This window comes from Pseudomonas sp. AC016 (assembly GCF_979253365.1).
Map to the genome: position 1 here is coordinate 124,646 of NZ_CEEDCC010000001.1, position 17,969 is coordinate 142,614.

The following is a 17,969-nucleotide window of genomic DNA, read 5'->3' on the forward strand; positions in this document are numbered from 1 at the left end:
CTATCTCTTAATCCACTTGATTTTCTGGTCATTCACTAGCTGATGACAGAGGCCTTTTCGGTCAGAAGCCTGAATGTAGTGGAAAAGCGGATGAGAGCTATATGGAAGGCTTGCGGACTGTGTGCTTACTGCCAGAAACCTATCGTAGCCATTGTTGTGCTTTTGACGGACAACACTGTGAACGCCTTCGTAGCACTCATCTTTGAGTTCTTCGTAGCACCCAGTAGGAAATGGGTCGCGAGAAAAAGTTTCGAGAGACTCGGCGCTGAAGAAGTTGATTCGTGCGCGATCGAGATCTTCCTGGTAATCACTGGCCTTAACATTTTCAAGAAAATACTCAGTGCCATCCGCATCGGAAAATGCGTGCAAAAGAGCTTCAATATAGACTTTCTCATTGTCCCCGACTGCCTCCGGCGCGGTTCTTTTGACCAGCGGACGCTTTAAATGATAAGTCCCGAACCGTGATGAGTGGTAAGGAGTCTTCGAGTGCCTCTCAACTAGGTCGAGGGAGGACATCTCGTCGACAAAGGAGAAGTCGATGGTATTGAGATATTCCAGCAGTTCACCCTCTAGAGTGATCGACTGTGTTTTTGTGATTTTGTCTCGGCAAGCTTTATCCCACCGACTAATGAGCTCTGTCTTGATGCGGGATTTGTTGGCCAGCATGTCAATGCAGTCGGAGCTGCAACCCTTCGGCGTTACGAAGCGATACTCGCGAGGAAGGGTGTAATCGCCTCTCCATGTGTAGTAGACCAGCTTGCCAAGTTCAGTCACGACATCAGCGACGCTCAGCTTATCGCCATAGTGCTTGCACTGGTAGTTGTCCCAGCTCGTCGAAAAGCGGCCGATAACATCACGACCTTTATCCCCTGCACCAGCACAACGCGTTACTACGTCGTAATCTTTGCCTAGGTGATAAACGAGCTCTAAAGTAAAAACCTCCCACTCATCCGCTGACATAATCAGTAGGCGATCCAAGGGATGAACTGGTTCTCCTTTTTGGACATCAAGCGCTGTGAGCATGAACTCCGGAGCTTGGGGAAGCTCTACGGGGTTTTCACCTATAGGCATCGGCGACAGTCCTCCGAAATAACGATTCAGAGTCCAAAGGCTGAGTTAACAAAATCATAACCCCAGATCTCGCTCCAATTGAAGGCCCTGTATATGTTTCGGCATATCGCCGATAATTTTCTTAGGATTCTTCCGCAAGGCATTAGAGAGTTGGTTCATGAAACGCTGATTCAGCTCCATGTTTTCTGATAACTCGCCGATCACAACGTCTGGGTGAACATCGGTACCCTCCAGCGCCATCGTCAAAGCAGCGCGTGCTCCACCAATCGGCTTATCCTTCGCGTACTCGACCAAATCAGCGGGATGAAAGGCGTATCCCTGTTGAAGCTTGCTCATATAGGAGTTCCTAAGAGGCTAATTGTAAATTTTGCTGAAGGAGTCTCAGGCGCGCCAAAGCCACCCCAAACACAACACTTGGGATGGACTCATCGTCTAGCTGTATCATTTTTTTGTGATTACGCTGATCCATGCTGAGGCTCCAACCGTGCCTTACTCGAGAGGATAAGTCCTCGTCGCGTCCTTGAGTGATGGCTCAATAATATCCCCTTGGTCAGCTTTGTGGAACCTAGATCATTATCGACCAGTACTACGCTGAAGGAGGCTCCGCACGAGCCTGCGCATCAGCCGTAATACCAATGCTCAGTATCAGGTGAAGCGCGCAGTCGCCAAGCTCGAGCTACTGGTCGCTTCCCAGACTTTGCAGTGCCACTCCAGGAGCATCCCGCCTCGGTTACACGCCAATCGTTCATGCCTGTGCAGTTGCGCGATGATTTCTACCACTGCGACCTCTGGGTCTTCTTTGGCCCTATATGTCAGGTGATTAGCCAGCAGCACATGAATCTCCTGCTGGAGCTCTTCGTAGAATGCAGAAAGCTGGCCGGCATAGCTGCGTGAGATCATTTTCTGCGTCTTATTTTGTGCAAACACGGTGACTGGCTGACTGTCATTCAGGTAACCGAGGGAGCACAGGGTCAACGCTGTTCTGATGAGTTCCTCGCCCTGTTCGGGCGTATCGCATGGGCGGCTAAAATAGCGTTTCACAATAGCTTTGGACGTTTCGAATCTCTTGATCATGGGAGCCCTTTAGCTAGGAAAGATGACGTTGCCCATTCAGCCGCAACTCTTCACATCCCACAACCCAAATGAGGGTCATGAAAATCGTTCAGCCCGCAGGCCCACCAAACGCATAGAGAAAGCGCCTATCGGCGGGGTTTGAATGAGGGTTGCCTCACACTCGGCTTTCTAGACTTTAAGGGCTTGTATTTACAGCGAGGAAAGCCTGAGCAGGACTTGAAGTCGCCGAACTTACCGGCGCGATGAAGCACGACACCCTGTTGGCAGACCGGGCAACGTTCCTCTTGGATCGGCTCGCCCTTCATATTCGTGATCGTAACCACCCCATCGCTCACCAACTCGGTCAGAAATGGCGAGTTTCGCGCGGATACAGTAAACATCGCCACCGACCTGCGCGCCCGCGTCAAAGCAACGTAGAAAAGTCGCCGCTCCTCGCCGTGCAGGTAAGTGTCACCTTCTGGCATCACCAGGCCGAACACGGGGTCATCACCTTTCACGCTCGGAAATCCCCCAGCCATCATCCCCGGCAACAAGACGTAATCAGCCTGGTCGCCTTTTGAGGTGTGGATGGTTTTGAACATGATTTGCAGCTTGTCGCCGTAGCGCTGTTGCCAATCCTGGGGTATGAACTGAGCATCGGACTTGTAGCGCCCAAGCACAAAAACCGATATCAGCCTGTCGCTCACCCCGGGTAACACACCAGCGGACAGCTGTTGATAGAGGTCATCAAGGTACTGCCGCATGCCATCGGGTATTTGATCCCTACCGGACAACTGAAATGCCTGGAAAACGGGGCCTACTGGATCCGTTACCGAAATCACGGTCTTCTGCAACTGGGCTGGATTCTTCGCTACGAACTGACTTGACGCATCACAGATGGCCTGCGGGCATCGATAGGTCTTCTCCAGTCGGAACACCTCCCCATGACCATACCACTCGACGAACCCCGTCATGACACTTACATCAGCGCCAGCGAACCTGTTGATCGACTGCCAATCATCACCCACTGCAAACAAGTGGCTGTGGGGTTCGCGCACCAATGCCCGGCAGAACCTCGCACGCGCACGAGATGCGTCTTGGTATTCATCCGCCATGACCAGGCGATACGGTGATTGATACCCGCGCTCCAGGCAATCTGCGGCTAGGTTGATCATGTCCTCAAAATCGATCCCACGGTCGTCCTTCAAAGCAGCATCCCAACCCTGTATCACAGGGGCAGCGAGCTCCAGGAACATCTTGTACCGGTACTTAAAAACACTCAGAGGGAGCGCGTCGTAACGCTCGTACAGTTTTTCCGTAGTGAGGCTATTGCTTTTGTAATGCGAAATGAACGATCGGAGCACCTTCACCAGATCGATGTGTTCAAGTGGCACCAAGCCGGACTCCGGGATCGGGCGATCCGGGTTGGGATCCAGCACCACGCCCCGTGAAGTCAGCTCACGGGACAGATGCTCGAATATCTCACCCGTTCGCAATTGGTGCGAAGTTGATTCCATCAGTTGAGTGCCGTAAGCAGCATGTGTCTTGCGCTTCCAGGCAGCCCCTTGAGCATAATTCACAAAGTGCGCGGGCGGCTGGCCATCTGCGTCGAAGGCAAAATGCTCGTGATAAAGGCTTAGCTGCGGGTAATAAAAGTCCGGCACATACTGTCGGTGATCTGCGGTTGCCGTGTCGTGTTCGTAGGGCCGCTCGTAAGCGTATTCGACACCGTTGTAGAACAACCAGTTGGCAATCAAGCGCTCTTCCTGGCTCGCGACGTGCTCACCATTGAGCGTTATCAGCCGTGCCTCTCCCTCTTTGTCGAAAGCCTCCGCCAAATCCCTTAAGGGAGCCGTTGAGTGATCACGTCCGAATACCAGCCGGAAGAGATCCCATCTGGTGCGAAACTCATCCGAGCCGTCTTTGAGCGAGTCGACAATCTCACCCAGTTTTTGTAACCCAAGATCCGCTTTGGTAGCCCACGTAGGAACACTAGGCTTCTTGCCTGTCGCACCGCCGATGATTTTCAGCCCCAGCGAATGGAACGTCATCGCATTGATCGTCACGCCATGCATGCCAAGACGTTGCAGCGATTCAGCACCACGTGCCTCTAGCTCCTGCGCTGCATCTTTGTTGAAGGCCAACATGATTATTTCGGAAGGTGCCACAAACCCCGGTGCACGGCGTAGATCGCTTTAGCAACCATTGTTGAGGTCTTGCCAGAACCTGCGGAGGCAATCAGTTGAACCCGATTGTCGAAGCAAATTACAGCCTTTGCTTGTTCATCATTGAGCTCACGCGACTCAACGTTATTAAGCAGATCTGAGCACGCATCCAACTCGCGGAACATGTGCGCTTGGTTGCGCGCCTTCCAGTGTTCTGGCCAGTCCTGAGACCATTGATCCAGTCGAGCCTGAACACGCGTCTTGTTATCCCCCATCGATGCCTGGATGACTGGGGAATCAAACAGCGCCTTGAGTTTTACAGTATCAACGCCCAACGCGTTCTTTTTGGAAATGAGTTCGCGCCGCATGTCGTGTGTCAACCAGCGATGCTCGGCGTCTGCGGTCGCTACGACCTGGTCAACCTCTTTCAACCAATTGATGATCTTGGCGTAGAGCGAGCGGAAGTGCTGCTTACTCTTCACCGCGCGAAGCTGATGATCCAGAACATGGCGGGCGGATTTGGCCAAGCCTACTAGACGCACCTCGTGGCCGATCCACACAGAGATGTTCGTCCACAACAATCTGGGCTGGAAGCGTACGGACGAGAACGATTCTAGCGGGATCGTATACTTTTGGCCGTCTAGCGTGACACTCAGCTCATCGTTCTCGATCACAAGACGCCACGGTTCTGCCCTTCTGAAGAGCCGCGACAGAAAAGAAGGTTGCCACTCCATTGCCATCCGTAGACCGCACTGCAAAAAGCAAAGAGTTTACCAGATGTAACAGGAGGCCAGCTTGCGCGCCAGTGCTCTAGTCCGGTACTTGGCCGATTTCAGAATGACAGGTGACGGACATACCGTGTCGACCCTACTAACTGGATCGTCAATTGATCGACCTCTGATGCGTGCAACCGTAGGCATCTGGACAGTGGCAGTGGCACTGGGCTACTTTGCCCGTCTAAGGGACTTCCAAGTTCGTACCTGCATTCGAAGGGAAACGGTCATGATCGACGAGCTTCAAGCCAGCAAATCCTGTTATTTCTATCGTCAGAAAGCTCCGATCACAGCAGTCGCCATCACCGCCCTGTTCAGGGCGATCAGAGGAACCCATACGTCCCCTTCGAACAACTATTTTTCTTTCACGCGAGAGATCCACGGCGCGTCGACCTGGTCTGCGCTGTGCTTCCAGTTCGACAAGACACCGGCTTTCTTTCCCGGCGCTGACGACGTGATCGACCGGGTGACTGGATACGTACTGATCGTCGAACGCCATAACCATGTCGCCATTTTTAAATCCCAGATTGATGTAACCGCTGACTTTGCCAAACGGCATCTACAGCGAATCAGCGCTCAGGACGTTGACCAGGGACTTACTAGCGAGGACTCAGTATTCGCCCGGGTTCGGCTGAGGCACATGACGCTATCGCGCTTTGCTTTGCGCAGCAAAACGCTTGAAGGCGAAAACCTCCAGAACAACGTAGGCATGGCCTCATCGGCTCGATTCGCCCCGCTCGGTTACAGTTTCACCGAGGCGGACGAGCACTTCTCAACCACGCCGAGAACCGGGCGGATTTCGCTTCGTGCTGATCGTGCTGGGTATTTGGGGCTGGTTGAATATGCCGGCAACATCATTGACCGCCTTCTGCCAAGAGTCGGAAGACCTTCATCGTCTCCCTTCTTGGCCGCTTTCGCACGGCCTGTTGAGCTTTCAGACCTGACAGCTGCGCCAACCCTGTTTTCGATCGACACAGCGATATTGGCCCAGGCCATCTTTGACGACAAAATCATCCGATTGGTGAAACGGGACGGTGGTGGTTATCGAGAGCTGCCAAAGGCGGAGATCAATCCGATATTGGCGGAGCTGACAGATGTGCTGGAAATCACCAAGAGCGCCACTGGCAAACTGCTGGTGTCCCTCCCAGCGACAGGTGTTGAAGTGGGTGAGATTACGATCAACAAAACTCGTATTGCCCTGAAGCGCCTTACTCTGCCCTTGCTAGCAGACGTGTATGTCGAGGACACCCAGTTCGCCTTGGGGGCTGACGACGATCGCGTCCTGCTTAAGCAGTTCATCGACAAAGAAGACACATTCATCATCCTGTTTGACCAGCCGCGATTTGCGTACCTGGATGGCAACCTTTACCAGGACGACTCTCTGATCAACGGAGGCACCCAGTTTCTGGGTTACCTATTCGGCAATGCGGAGCTGGCCACTGTCACAGATGAAAAAGGGACTTTCACCGCCGCACATCGTACGTTCGATCTCGACTCTACGTTCGGTGCGGTACTGTCGACGGTTGCCCCCGAAGACGATGTCATGGTCTGCGATGACCTGGGTGATGAATGGGCTGACTTCATCGGGTTTCGAACGGATCCTGCGTCTCCAAGAGTGACCTTCTACCACGCCAAGCATGGCGACCTGACGCTCGGCGCCAGCGCGTTCCACGTGTCCGTTAGCCAAGCTATCAAAAACCTAGGCAACCTCGCCCTACCCGCCTCGGCCATGGCCAACAAGTTCGCGCTGTGGAATCGACCGTACGCCAATGGCGGGGTCACCACCGGCATCAATCGCACTTGCAGGGGCACGATCGCTGATTCCATTACTGCTGTGGAGTTTTGCAGGAATGCTCCTCACACGTTCAAGCGAGTCGCCATCGTCACCTCATCCCTCAGTAAGACCGCAGTTGAGCAGGCATTTCAACACATCCAGGCTGGCGGTACGGCTAACCCCTACTTCGTCCAGCTCTACTGGTTGCTGTCGTCTTTCTTCGCCGCCTGTACTGAAGTCGGAGCCTTCGGCTGTGTGATTTGCCAGGAGTGATCGTCCTGGGCATCTTTGGATAGATCGCCGTTCTGGGGGCAGACCGGCGAGCTGGGCTGTAGCCTCGGGCAGTTACCTACGCGAGATTTCAGCTCCCGCGCCATCCACTCTCCGGCGGCGTCAAACTCACGCATCATCGCCTCGAACTCCTCAAGCGTGAGCGTACGTGTCCGCGTCATATTCCGTTATCTCCCGTCTTGTCCTTCCCAGACCTCATGCGATCGTTTTATTTAAATCAAACCTCCCGGTGATTCGGGCCACTTAATCGACTAACAGCGTCCAGTTGCAGGCCTCTGGACAGGGCAACGGTTTAAGGGCCTCAGCAAATGAACATCATTAATCCACACGCCGCCTGACGTGGCGGCGTGTGGGAGTGCGCAAGCAGAGCCATACCAGACTCAAGCATATGAGTTCATTGTCTGCGCCAAACTGAGCTGGCTACCGATGGAGCGGCGCACTCCCCGTCAGCCTACAGACGAAAATCAACGAGCTCGTTAGTCAAACGGCGTATCTCGTCTGCCGCATGCGAGTTGCTGGCGATGTCGAGCACGGAGTCGACGTATGAATAGCCCTCCATGAATGGCTGCTCATGATTGTACTTGTCGATCACGACCTCGTGTGCACTGGTCAGGTGGGTCAGAAGACGGGGCAAGGGTAGAGCTATGATGTCGCTGAGAATTCGCTCGCGGAATTTGCTGGAAGCGAACCTTGCGGTCTCAAGCTCTTCAGCCCTGTCAGGAGGTACTTCCATATCTCCGATATACTCCTCCAATTCGCGACTTCTACCGCCTACGTCGTTGCGCGTGACCAACCCAAAACAGCTTGGTGTACGACGCCCTCCTTTGCTTTTTTGCAATCGCAGATTCAACCGCTGGGCGCTGGCTACCGATTGAAGGCAGGAGCTGTCGATGATGATCGCGACCAACTCTGAATGAGCACGAATCAGATCTACCTTTAGGTTGAGGTCAAGCAGGACATAATCGTAATCGGCTTTTATATCTTTGAACATTTTGGATAATCCAATCCGCTCTAGCATCGAATCCAATGTCCCGCCCATCTCAAACTCAAGTCCACTGCGATCCATGGGCGATCCATGATCCACGATGTGCCGCAGACGTTTGGCAAAAGTCTTTTTTTCAGCCACTGAAAAAAACACATCCGAATAACCAAAGAAGTCTACGCTCGCTGCCAGCGAGCCTGCTCTGGGCCTTACCCCTCTAGAAAGGCCATCCTCATAGCAGCAGTCGTACGTGATTACTGCCACGCTATTTCCTCTTTCGACCAAGGATGCCGCGACATCTACGGTGATGGGCGATTTACCGACGCCTCCCTTCAGAGATGTGATACTCAGCACGCGAGCTGTCTGCGAGGCCCTAAATATCTTGGCCATGTCTGGCAGCATCGGAATGCCCGAACGATCGTAAAAATTTCGAACGACGCTTTTCCTCGGGTTCCGTTGACCCAGTTCGTAAGACCTCCAGGTTCTTTCACAGACTCCTGCGCATTCTGCGGCTCTGATCCTGGACATTGAATGCTCTATTCTGGAACTAATAAGAGCAGCGGCTAATGGGGACATAACGATTCTCCTGTTCTGTCTCATCAGCGTAAGGGTTTGCGAAAACAGAAAACAGATTGCACAGAGTGCCGCATGAATCTTTGCCCGAGGGACTTCAGGATCGTCGACCATGGAGTATCGATCTTGGAGACCAGGCTTTCACTCGAAATGACCGCAGAGCTGTAAGTTGATCTGCACGCTCGCTGGAGGAGTGGGTGATCCAACCGGCGGAGCCCGTCACCGCTTCATCAAGCTACCGTCATTGCCACATCTCACCGCCGTCTGACCTGACAGCACCCAAAAAATCAAGCAGGTACGGAAAGACCATGCCCCTCCGCGATCCGGTAGATGACCTACAACGCCACATGCATTGGGGCCACATACATCGAGGATGACCGCAGCAATTACGCGCTTTAACTCATCGAGTCCGTCTGCCGGTTAAGTGGCTAGAGGGCATTAGCGGCTGCGACATTACGCAATAAAACTATCAGCCCGTATCGTGACTTGGTCACGAACCATATGAAACCTTGCTTGGACAGTGCATCCCCCATGCTTCGGGTCTCAAACGCTACGAACAAAATGGCTTTGCGCTGCCTGCACCAGTTACAGGTCAGCGGACACGCGATGGCCAGCACCCATCAGGATGTAAACCCGGTCAGGCGTTTCGAAAATAGCCCCATGGTTGTAGCCTGTCGCGTAGGTGGACAAAATGGTGTCACCGGCTTGCAGCCTATCATCGTCCCCAGCAACAACGTTCTGTGCGTACAGCACCAACGGAAGCACTGGGTAAGGAAGAAAACCTTGCGCAAGGCACGTCACATCAACAACAATCCAGGAGCTTACGGCGCACCAGATCTTACTCGTAACGCTTAGCTTGCTCTGAATGGCAGGTATATCCGCAGGCCCTGCCCCAGCTAACACTTTGCCCTCAAGATTCGCCGCCTCAACAATCGAACGCAAAGGATTCATCACTCCCCCTGATTTTTAGGTTAATAAGCGATGGTTCGGCGCTAATCAGCACGTAGACACTTTCTGTGTACGTCACTGCCAGCAGGTAGCCCCCCTCTACAAAGAACTCTCGTACGGCAGACGTACGGATTAAGCGGCCATTTCTGAACCTATGCTTATGGTCGAAGAATATTCGACCTACCAGATAAAATCCTTCGAGCTCAGCCTCGAACAAATAGCCGGTAATTGTTCTGCCAAGATCAGTCGAACGGGCGGCGCTGACGAAGGTCGGGATTGTAGTGGTCAACTGATCCCGGACACGACGTTAAGTTTTTTCTCGTACTGAGCGGGTGCCAGTCCATCATTGAACTGGTGTGGCCGAACCCAGTTGTAGCGATGCATCAGATAATGACTGATATCCCGCTGTGCCTCTTGGGCCGTCATGTAGCCCACGGCGGGTATCCACTCGGTTTTCAAGCTGCGGAATACACGCTCCATCGGCGAGTTGTCGTAGCAATTACCTCGGCGACTCATGCTCTGGCGCATGCGGTATCGCCAAAGTCGCTGGCGAAACTGTCGGCTCCCATATTGGGAGCCCTGATCTGAGTGAAACAGCAGGCCCTGAGGCTTGCCGCGTTGCTCATAAGCCATGTCCAGCGCCTTGATGACCAAGTCCGTGTCCGGTTTGTTTGAAAACGCCCAGCCCACCACCCGACGCGCATAAAGATCCATAACCACCGCCAGGTAATGCCATTTTCCTTGCGCCCAGATGTAGGTGATGTCGCCACACCAAACCTGATTGGGCGCGGGTACATCGAACTGCCGATTCAAAATGTTCGGAATGTCAGGCCTCTCCACTGTTGCTTTTTTATAAGCATGAGAGCCAGGTTGCTTGCTGATTAATCCCAGTTCCCGCATCAGGCCACGTACCTTGAACCGACCAATTTGCTCGCCATCTTCCTGCAATACCGAAACGATACTGCGGCTGCCAGCAGCGCTTCGACTTTGCCCGAACAGCTCATTGACTCGACTGAGTAAACGAACCCGCTCGGCGTCTGGAGCCCGACGCCGCTGGCAATGGTCGTAGTAGCACGAGCGAGGTGTCTCGAACACTTCGCACAGCAATTCGATCGGCTCATGGGCACCTAGCTGATTGATCAGCGCAAGCGCTCGTGTTCTTCCGACATCAAGAGCGCGGTAGCCTTTTTTAAAATGGATTTCTCCCGCTCAAGACGAGCGATCCGCGCTTCCAGCTCCTGAATTTTCTGCTGCTCGGGCGTCAGGGCTTTGCTCTGAGGCGTTACGCCATTGCGCTCCTGCTGGAGCTGGCTCACCCAGCGACGCAGCGCAGACTCGACCACCCCTAGCGAGCGGGAGGCCTCAATGTGGCTATAGCCCTGATCGAGCACGAGGCCTGCGGCCTCACGTTTGAATTCAGCAGAGAAGGTACGGCGTTGTTTGGTCATCAGACACCTCTATCTGGCGATATTCTCGCCTAAATGAGTGTCCGGAATCATTAGACCACTACAGGATGCTGCCGTCAGGTATCACGATCTGTACTCCCACAGCTGAGACAATGCGCCGTGGCGGTCTCCTCCCCTCAAACCCAGCAGGGTACAAGCGCCCGGCTTTTCTGAAGCCCTGAGCGGCGGTGTCTGAAATGTCGCTGCGTCAAGACTTACACCCGAGACGTCGTAATACGCCATCGCGACAAAGCACGCAGCTACGCTTGATGCCTCCAGCAAGTACGCGTAAACCGTCGTACCCCATTTGATGCCTCTTGCCCGGATTACCTCCAGTGCAAGCTTGACCCAATTACAAGCACTCAAGTTACTCTCACCTTTGATCTGAAGGGCACATCTGCCCATAAACGAGCGCGCCAACATGCCTATGTCCCCGGCGAACACGATTAGATCCGCCGGCACTTCTGCCTGCATGTCGGGATAAAATTTGTAACGCATGTCTGAGTAGGTGAGTGTTTTCATGGGGTGTGGCTGTTTTAAAAGGCTTAGCTCACCGGTTCGGAACCCGGATCACTGCACATCAGATCGCAATACCGGTTTATGCCTACATGGCAAAGATCCATCTCGCTAAGCATCACTCTGGCGAACATCTCGACGTTAACATGCGTGACTATAGGCACTTGCATGCGACAAGGCAAACTCAGGGCACCGTTTGGATGGATGGAACGTTTGCATCGCGCTGATCTGCACACGCCGCCGTCCTGAACCTTCTCAGCATGCGCCGAGATCCTCACAGCAAGCGTTGGGCCAGGCTGCTGCCGTTCTCGGGTCGCCGTTTAAAGCGCTCACGCCTCGGCGTTAGCCGAGACATTGAGGAGCCTTGGCCTGCGGCCCTCTACCTGGGAAACAGAGCGAGGTCAGACGCAGCAACAGACTCCAGACCATCGTTCTGACGACCTCACCGCTACTGGCTTGAAACTGTCCCATGCCGTCCAAGGTGCTCCACCTGCTGGCAGCTGCGGCTTGGCTACGCCAAGTCCGGTTCATGGCGCTATGACCAAAAAAAATAACAAGTCCGAGGTTGCCAGGAAACTGCGTACGCTCCCTATACATTGAGCAAATGCCTCAGAAGATGTTCTGCACTGGGCTGCGCTATCAGTCATTTGGCCTCCAGTTGTTTATCAATAACTTGTTTGGCGAGCGCCTTCTCTCACTCCTGCAACAGGTTATTCGTGCGAAACGCATTCAGGTGACGTTTCCCTATTTTATAGATGATAGAGCAACACATTAGCGATAGACAGGCGGGTCAATTAGTTGGATTGGCGACAAATCCGTTAGCGTATTCAACTGCGCGGTTAATTCTTTGGAGCAGGATGTTGCTGGTAGTCCGTGTGGGCTTATAGAGATAACCGAGCTGACGAGCATTTAGATCATAAAAACCTTTCATGAGGCGATCAGCTAGGAGACACACTTTTGCGGGTGGAAATTTCCGAACGACTCCGAGCGGGCCAAGGCTGTCGAAGTCGAGCCTAGAGAGTCGCGGGGTGGCAAAAACTCTGGTTGTCTGTTGCTTCGAATCATGTCGATCCGATTGCCACAACCAGAAACCGAAAGGATTCAATCCGTCGATCAACGCGGGTTTAGGGATATCAACGAATCCCTCCCTGAATAGGATGTTATAAGTCAAAATTTTCAAAGTAACCACATCCACATACAGGACGATAGCAAATTGGCCACAAGAAAATTCACCGGGACGATTTACCACGCAATCCGGCACCCAGGTAAGGGTACTTATCTTATGCATCATAACAAATCCGAATTAATTTAGGGATGTCAATCAGGGTAAGATTTAGGTAGGACGTTTCATAAAGCTTAAGCTCAGAAAAAAGCAAACTTAGAACTTTCGGTGAATTATCAAGCATCGACCATATCATGTGCGTATTCCAAGGGGAAAAATAATTTTCATGAAGAGTCTTTCGAGCTTGCTCACTTGTAATCCAACCCAACATTATCGCGCTAAAGTAAAGTGCATGGAGTCGAGCTAAGCAGGTGCTTCGATATATTTCTTGGTAAAAGTCGCCATGAACCCCGAGGCCTGCATAGGGTTCACATCCACCCCATTGATGAAAGGCTATAGAGGGGTAGCCGTGATGGAGGGCGGGCATCATCATCGCCCTCATTAAGGTCAGCACGAACATCTGGACATTAAAGCCCTGACCAGATCTGGACGCTAGCTTTGTCAGCTTTTGCAACCGCTGTTGGGCCTTCAGCGCAAGGCCATTCCTAATTTTTCCGAAATCACGAACAAGATCACAATTCTCCTTAAATTTTGGATAATCCCAGTAGGACACAAAAGCCTGAACAGTATAGTCGTCGTGGTCTACAAAAAAGACGGACGAATCGTGCAGTGGAGTTCCATGTAACTCACACAGTGGATTGGTCAGATAGCACCACTGAACCTTACTGACAGGAATGCCCACTTCTTGGAAGGACTCCGAAAAACACTGTGAGCAAAACGCCCTTCTGAATTGGGTCGGTATAGTTGGCTGACTGAATTTCGGAAATCGCTTACTCAACCAAGATTGAGAGATGTTGAATACCTGTCTAAAGGACTCAATGAACGGGTTTTCAGTCAAGAGATCGCGATCTGCAAACCACGCACCCCGCAGTCCCATCGAGTCGCACCCTAACATTTTACCTTCCGGCGCGCTGAACCGGATGTGGGACATAATAGGAATGTGGGCTGTTGAGTTTACCCTCCACATCCATGAAGACAGGGTTTCATCTGCAAGTGGTTCCGGTACTGCCTGTTTTCTTAATTTCATCATCATTACTCCTTTTCGGAACAACCCTATCTAGGTACGCAAGCATCTGCGCCCCTGACAGAGTGCAGACCATTAAAATTATAGATGGCACCAAGTTCTCAATGAAAACTAAGGTGCACGTCGCGCGCATTGGGTCTCTATGGGGTGTGCCGCGGACTAATTTTTTTTGGCGTGATGAGCTAGTCCATGCGGGCACTGAGGATTACGTGGTGTGCGTAAAGTGTTAAGAAAAGGCTATATATTCAATCTTATGACGAAGATCATGAAGATAGTCAAAAAACTTATAGGTGAAGGGCGTATCAGCAAAATTGACGACCTCCCCATTGTATTTGATATTTATTTCTAGAAGCTCTGAGCAGTAAAGGGTTTCGCACACGTAGATGAGTTGATCGATGGGCATATCTTGGTTGAGCTCGCTGAATCTAGATATGCTTCGGGATTGAGTCAGCGTGTCGTATTGGTGATTGCACCAATCATAAAATGACTGGACAACAGTGCTTACATCGGCGGCAGGGATAATTCCCGACACTGATATGACCAAACTCTTGACCCCTCTGACCCTGGAGTAATTTTGAAGTAGATTTCTGTTTCTTGTAGATATGATAATCTTGTATCGCGCTCGGCTCTGCGTAAGCTTACACAGCTGGTCAAAAATCACATTCTCCATATCGTTTTGATTTGAAATGATGTCTAGATCGTCGAAGATGATAATTCTTCGGTCGGCCTGACGACATTGTATCAAACTTTCAGGCACATGCTTATGGCTGCGAAAGTTACTAAAAGGAAAGAGTGAGTGAAGCACTTGGCCAATAATATTAAGCTTTGCTGTATAAATACGCGGCGTCACGACTATCACCTGCCATGGTATTTTGAGGAAAACTCTTCGAGTATAGAGCTGATTCCCACCCCAGCGGCTCCCCGCAACATCACAAGAGTGGACTCGTCGGATTGAGCTATGCCATCCAAAATCCGATTGACCTCAGTACGCTCGCGCCAGCGATGCTGGAAGCCGTGAAGGCCTTCCAGAACGCCGCGAGCAATCTGACGCTTTTTACTGAGTGGCAGATTACGCATCATCTTATCCGTTTCGCTCCTCATCTTCTGATGGCATCTCTGCACCACGCAGTGCGTAGTTGAAACCCGCCATGATATCGTCGATATTATCGAGGTGGCGGTGGTTGATGTGTTCGGTGCCATCAATGATGCTGGCCATCGCTGATGCTTGCAGGATCTTCACAACGTTATCGGTGATACCCAACCCCTTTTTCATGATTTTGAGGAACAAAAGTTGATCCTTGAAGTTGGTTTTGTTCCTCAGTGGCAAATGATGAATGTAGCTAGACACGAAATTTCGAAATTCTGGCCCATTTTCCCAACCATTAAGAGAAACCACAGGGTATCGGCGCTCAAGCTGGGCATCCTGTCGAAGTACACGCGCGGCATCCGGTACCCCAAATGCAAACACCGAAAGTCCGTAGGTGGAACCTGACAGATTCTTCAGCAGCGAGAGATTGATGCGCTGTTGAAGCTCAGTCAAAGTGAGTGCATCATGAATCTCGTCAATCACAATTGCGCGAATGTTTTCAGTCCTTATGATGTATTGAAGTTCAGGGGTGATGTTATGGCCTTGCCGTGCTCTTCGCCCGACGCCCAGTCCGAGCTCGCTCAAAATTAGATCCTTGAGTGAATAACCATTTGGGCTTTGGTGCATGGTGACGAAGATCATCTTGTTTGCATTTGTTGCATTCCGGGCCTTCATCTCACCAATCAAAGCAGTCTTGCCCCCTCCTCCAGGGGCGGTAACAAGCATGCTGGGGGCATTTATCTTGTTCCGCATCTTCATGGCCATCTCCATCCTCAATATGATTTTCTGAGCGCTAGGGTGGTGCACCCAGAAGTCATTGGAACAAGTGATTAGACGAACATCGTCGGGCTCGTTGAAATGGATGTGGGATGCAGGGTGTACGTGAGAATAATCAGTCATGGTAGTCCACCATATTTTGAGCGCGTGAAGCTCTGCAATCCCTTTGAAGTATCGCCAATTCGCTAGCAGGTTTATTAGAGTGATTCGCTCACTATGCAGATTGCCCCCCCCCTATAAGATCGAGCTTATCAATCCCTCCAAACGTTTATATTACGGCAATACAATCCAAAGAGATTCAGAGCAATGCACGATGGGTTAAAAGCAAATTTTCTTATTAATATTTGTTGCTGTCGTAGAAGACCGGTGGTTCGCTGTAGTTAACATCCTCCGTTTTCTTAAAAAAGCCGCCAATGTCAAAAATATTGGATTTTTTTGGCGGCTTACTGGTGTTTTTGGCCACGCCATTTGAGGTGGGCGAAATATCACTGCTACTGTCCACACTCACCTGGCTGAACGCATTGTGATCTTTGGACTTTTTATCATGTAGTCCCGCCTGTCGCTTGTAATCAGCTTTGCCCTTTTCGGCCTTCCTTCTGCGTTTTTCCTGAGTGGTAAGCTTGACCTCCTTGCTCTTGATCTTGGCGACTTCACCATATGATCGAGCACCCTCTTTTGTCATAGTGCCATCTCGGTCTGACTTCTGCTGGCGTTGCCAACGATACATTTCATAGTCCGCGCTCCTATTAAAACTGTTACGCACGCAACGGATTTTTTCGAAAATCTCACCAAATTTTACATAAATGAAACTCAAGTCGTATGGATCGTACTTTACCGTGACATCACTTCGAACCCGATCCTTCAAAAGAGACCCATAATAAAATCTACGAAAAATCTCAATACCTCCCGGCACTACCTTCTTTTTCGGGATCTCTGGATAGAACCGGTACTTGAAATCTTCGTACTGGGATACGTTCAAAATTCGAGTGTTCGATTTTTTAGCAAAGTGGCTCTCCCATGCTTGCGCAGGGGTTTTTCCTAACTCCGAATGTTTTGTCTGGTGATAGGCGTGCAGGGTATAAGCCAAGATACGCCGCAGCCCGGCAAGCCCAATCGCAGCCTTCTTGTTGCTCTGTAAATGTTTACCCTGCTGGGCGTTGGAACCTGTTGTGCCCGGCAAGGGATGCATCGTGCGGAGCATCAACTTACCGATCAAACTTTCAATGTGACCACCTTGGTGTTTTTCCGGAATATCCCTGTGCTTAATCGCAATGCCATAATCCTTAGCGTTGAGGACGAACACGTCTGAGATGAACTCCTTTGCGTTATCGGTATGGATAACTTCCGCAAGCCCATAGTAAGGTAGCAGATGTTCCGGGAGCCCGAGGCTTTGCAGGAATAACGCCTTGGGCAAGGCGCAACTCTCCATCAGCATTGCCACAGAAACGGCGCTCGGCGGGAGCAATGATACGTAGAACCCCAGAATTACACGGGTATGCAGATCGACGGCAAGGCTGATATAGGGGCGTCCGAGGACGATCGTTCTGTCGTTTTCATCAACAACCATCAAATCAACAACCGTGTGGTCGATTTGCACCCACTCCAGCGGCCGAGTGGTTGCCTTATAGCCTGGCTTAGCCCCAAACCTTTGCTTGGTCTGTTCGCCTGTGTGGGTTATGCTATAAAGCAGCGAATCTGCTTTAGCTTTGATCCAAGTCGCGACTGTATGGTAGCTTGGCCTGATTATCCTCCGATTGTCGGCCTGTGTTTGGCAATGCTTCCAGACCGCAGCTATGGTCTTGTGATCGGGGTAATGTTCTTCGAACATCTCCTCTATCAATTTTAGCGTCTCAGGGTCAGTCACGGTGAGTCCTGGCTTTCGCCCCCTCGCATCCGCCACCAGTGTCCTGTAGCTCTTAGCACCCTCCATATATTTCAGCAGTTTGTAAAAACGAGACCTTTTTATGCACAGGATTTCCATTGCCACTTCGGCACTGATCTCACCGGCCAAGTAGTTTGTAAGTACCTCGTACCTCTTAACCGCCTCCTCATGTCTCTCAATCTCGGCAACGTTACTGCTTGCGGTAACGATTGGCTTGATTTGCTCTAACGGAAATCTTTGATCTGAGTTCCTGTTTGCATCGGAACGTCTGCTCCTATCTGGATGCTTGTCGTCATCTGAGTGAAGCTCAGATATATCTTGCACTT

Annotated in this window: 16 protein-coding genes; 1 reads left to right on the forward strand and 15 read right to left on the reverse strand. The window is 51.6% G+C overall.

Features of this window, described 5'->3' with window-relative positions; genetic code table 11:
- From AC0IXS_RS00500 to AC0IXS_RS00520, 5 genes are all read right to left on the reverse strand, one after another.
- The gene (locus AC0IXS_RS00500) at positions 1 to 1,071 is read right to left on the reverse strand and encodes an ABC-three component system protein (RefSeq protein WP_054989529.1); all 1,071 of its coding nucleotides are present in this window, start codon (positions 1,069 to 1,071) and stop codon (positions 1 to 3) included.
- A gap of 54 nt (positions 1,072 to 1,125) precedes the next feature.
- Positions 1,126 to 1,407 carry a hypothetical protein gene (locus AC0IXS_RS00505; RefSeq protein ID WP_054989528.1) on the reverse strand — a complete coding sequence of 94 codons (282 nt, stop codon included), beginning with the start codon at positions 1,405 to 1,407 and terminating at the stop codon, positions 1,126 to 1,128.
- A gap of 309 nt (positions 1,408 to 1,716) precedes the next feature.
- On the reverse strand, positions 1,717 to 2,145 hold the full coding sequence (locus AC0IXS_RS00510) for a hypothetical protein (protein ID WP_054989527.1): 429 nt from the start codon (positions 2,143 to 2,145) through the stop codon (positions 1,717 to 1,719).
- 125 nt (positions 2,146 to 2,270) lie between these two features.
- On the reverse strand, positions 2,271 to 4,271 hold the full coding sequence (locus tag AC0IXS_RS00515; protein WP_471823398.1) for a UvrD-helicase domain-containing protein: 2,001 nt from the start codon (positions 4,269 to 4,271) through the stop codon (positions 2,271 to 2,273).
- Positions 4,272 to 4,273: 2 nt separating this feature from the next.
- Entirely contained in the window at positions 4,274 to 5,023 is a 750-nt protein-coding gene (locus tag AC0IXS_RS00520) for a UvrD-helicase domain-containing protein (RefSeq protein ID WP_471823400.1), read from the reverse strand.
- Positions 5,024 to 5,291: 268 nt separating this feature from the next.
- Between AC0IXS_RS00520 and AC0IXS_RS00525 the strand changes: the two genes are divergently transcribed.
- Positions 5,292 to 7,109 carry a hypothetical protein gene (locus AC0IXS_RS00525; protein ID WP_202906146.1) on the forward strand — a complete coding sequence of 606 codons (1,818 nt, stop codon included), beginning with the start codon at positions 5,292 to 5,294 and terminating at the stop codon, positions 7,107 to 7,109.
- Between the two features lie 469 nt (positions 7,110 to 7,578).
- Here AC0IXS_RS00525 and AC0IXS_RS00530 read toward each other — a convergent pair whose 3' ends face one another.
- The 10 genes from AC0IXS_RS00530 to AC0IXS_RS00575 form a co-directional block, all read right to left on the reverse strand.
- Positions 7,579 to 8,499, reverse strand: coding sequence for an AAA family ATPase (locus tag AC0IXS_RS00530; RefSeq protein ID WP_236275198.1), 921 nt, complete (start codon positions 8,497 to 8,499; stop codon positions 7,579 to 7,581).
- Between the two features lie 768 nt (positions 8,500 to 9,267).
- Complete coding sequence (locus AC0IXS_RS00535; protein WP_471823403.1) at positions 9,268 to 9,633, reverse strand: DUF6957 family protein; 366 nt, start codon at positions 9,631 to 9,633, stop codon at positions 9,268 to 9,270.
- Positions 9,634 to 9,915: 282 nt separating this feature from the next.
- Positions 9,916 to 11,078, reverse strand: a protein-coding gene (locus AC0IXS_RS00540; protein WP_122549844.1) for an IS3 family transposase whose coding sequence is annotated in 2 segments (ribosomal slippage) — positions 9,916 to 10,823 and positions 10,823 to 11,078 — 1,164 coding nt in all. Because the reading frame shifts where the segments join, the coding sequence is not laid out codon by codon here.
- A gap of 81 nt (positions 11,079 to 11,159) precedes the next feature.
- Entirely contained in the window at positions 11,160 to 11,597 is a 438-nt protein-coding gene (locus AC0IXS_RS00545; RefSeq protein ID WP_147478155.1) for a hypothetical protein, read from the reverse strand.
- 784 nt (positions 11,598 to 12,381) lie between these two features.
- Positions 12,382 to 12,882, reverse strand: a complete 501-nt coding sequence (locus AC0IXS_RS00550; protein ID WP_471823406.1) for a hypothetical protein — start codon at positions 12,880 to 12,882, stop codon at positions 12,382 to 12,384.
- The gene (locus tag AC0IXS_RS00555) at positions 12,872 to 13,900 is read right to left on the reverse strand and encodes a TniQ family protein (protein WP_471823408.1); all 1,029 of its coding nucleotides are present in this window, start codon (positions 13,898 to 13,900) and stop codon (positions 12,872 to 12,874) included. The genes AC0IXS_RS00550 and AC0IXS_RS00555 overlap by 11 nt, the downstream gene beginning before the upstream one ends.
- A 223-nt stretch (positions 13,901 to 14,123) precedes the next feature.
- Positions 14,124 to 14,747, reverse strand: coding sequence for a hypothetical protein (locus tag AC0IXS_RS00560; RefSeq protein ID WP_471823410.1), 624 nt, complete (start codon positions 14,745 to 14,747; stop codon positions 14,124 to 14,126).
- Positions 14,748 to 14,752: 5 nt separating this feature from the next.
- Positions 14,753 to 14,974, reverse strand: a complete 222-nt coding sequence (locus tag AC0IXS_RS00565; protein WP_471823412.1) for a hypothetical protein — start codon at positions 14,972 to 14,974, stop codon at positions 14,753 to 14,755.
- Between the two features lie 4 nt (positions 14,975 to 14,978).
- Positions 14,979 to 15,884, reverse strand: coding sequence for a TniB family NTP-binding protein (locus AC0IXS_RS00570; protein WP_234778505.1), 906 nt, complete (start codon positions 15,882 to 15,884; stop codon positions 14,979 to 14,981).
- Between the two features lie 214 nt (positions 15,885 to 16,098).
- Positions 16,099 to 17,967 carry a Mu transposase C-terminal domain-containing protein gene (locus tag AC0IXS_RS00575; RefSeq protein ID WP_471823414.1) on the reverse strand — a complete coding sequence of 623 codons (1,869 nt, stop codon included), beginning with the start codon at positions 17,965 to 17,967 and terminating at the stop codon, positions 16,099 to 16,101.
- Between the last annotated feature and the right edge of the window lie 2 nt (positions 17,968 to 17,969).

Excerpts from the sequence above, each read along its gene's own strand:
- AC0IXS_RS00500 (WP_054989529.1), bottom strand. The coding sequence starts at position 1,071 with ATGCCTATAGGTGAAAACCCCGTAGAGCTTCCCCAAGCTCCGGAGTTC.
- AC0IXS_RS00505 (WP_054989528.1), bottom strand. The coding sequence starts at position 1,407 with ATGAGCAAGCTTCAACAGGGATACGCCTTTCATCCCGCTGATTTGGTC.
- AC0IXS_RS00510 (WP_054989527.1), bottom strand. The coding sequence starts at position 2,145 with ATGATCAAGAGATTCGAAACGTCCAAAGCTATTGTGAAACGCTATTTT.
- AC0IXS_RS00515 (WP_471823398.1), bottom strand. The coding sequence starts at position 4,271 with ATGTTGGCCTTCAACAAAGATGCAGCGCAGGAGCTAGAGGCACGTGGT.
- AC0IXS_RS00520 (WP_471823400.1), bottom strand. The coding sequence starts at position 5,023 with ATGGAGTGGCAACCTTCTTTTCTGTCGCGGCTCTTCAGAAGGGCAGAA.
- AC0IXS_RS00525 (WP_202906146.1), top strand. The coding sequence starts at position 5,292 with ATGATCGACGAGCTTCAAGCCAGCAAATCCTGTTATTTCTATCGTCAG.
- AC0IXS_RS00530 (WP_236275198.1), bottom strand. The coding sequence starts at position 8,499 with ATGGCCAAGATATTTAGGGCCTCGCAGACAGCTCGCGTGCTGAGTATC.
- AC0IXS_RS00535 (WP_471823403.1), bottom strand. The coding sequence starts at position 9,633 with ATGAATCCTTTGCGTTCGATTGTTGAGGCGGCGAATCTTGAGGGCAAA.
- AC0IXS_RS00545 (WP_147478155.1), bottom strand. The coding sequence starts at position 11,597 with ATGAAAACACTCACCTACTCAGACATGCGTTACAAATTTTATCCCGAC.
- AC0IXS_RS00550 (WP_471823406.1), bottom strand. The coding sequence starts at position 12,882 with ATGATGCATAAGATAAGTACCCTTACCTGGGTGCCGGATTGCGTGGTA.
- AC0IXS_RS00555 (WP_471823408.1), bottom strand. The coding sequence starts at position 13,900 with ATGAAATTAAGAAAACAGGCAGTACCGGAACCACTTGCAGATGAAACC.
- AC0IXS_RS00565 (WP_471823412.1), bottom strand. The coding sequence starts at position 14,974 with ATGCGTAATCTGCCACTCAGTAAAAAGCGTCAGATTGCTCGCGGCGTT.
- AC0IXS_RS00570 (WP_234778505.1), bottom strand. The coding sequence starts at position 15,884 with ATGACTGATTATTCTCACGTACACCCTGCATCCCACATCCATTTCAAC.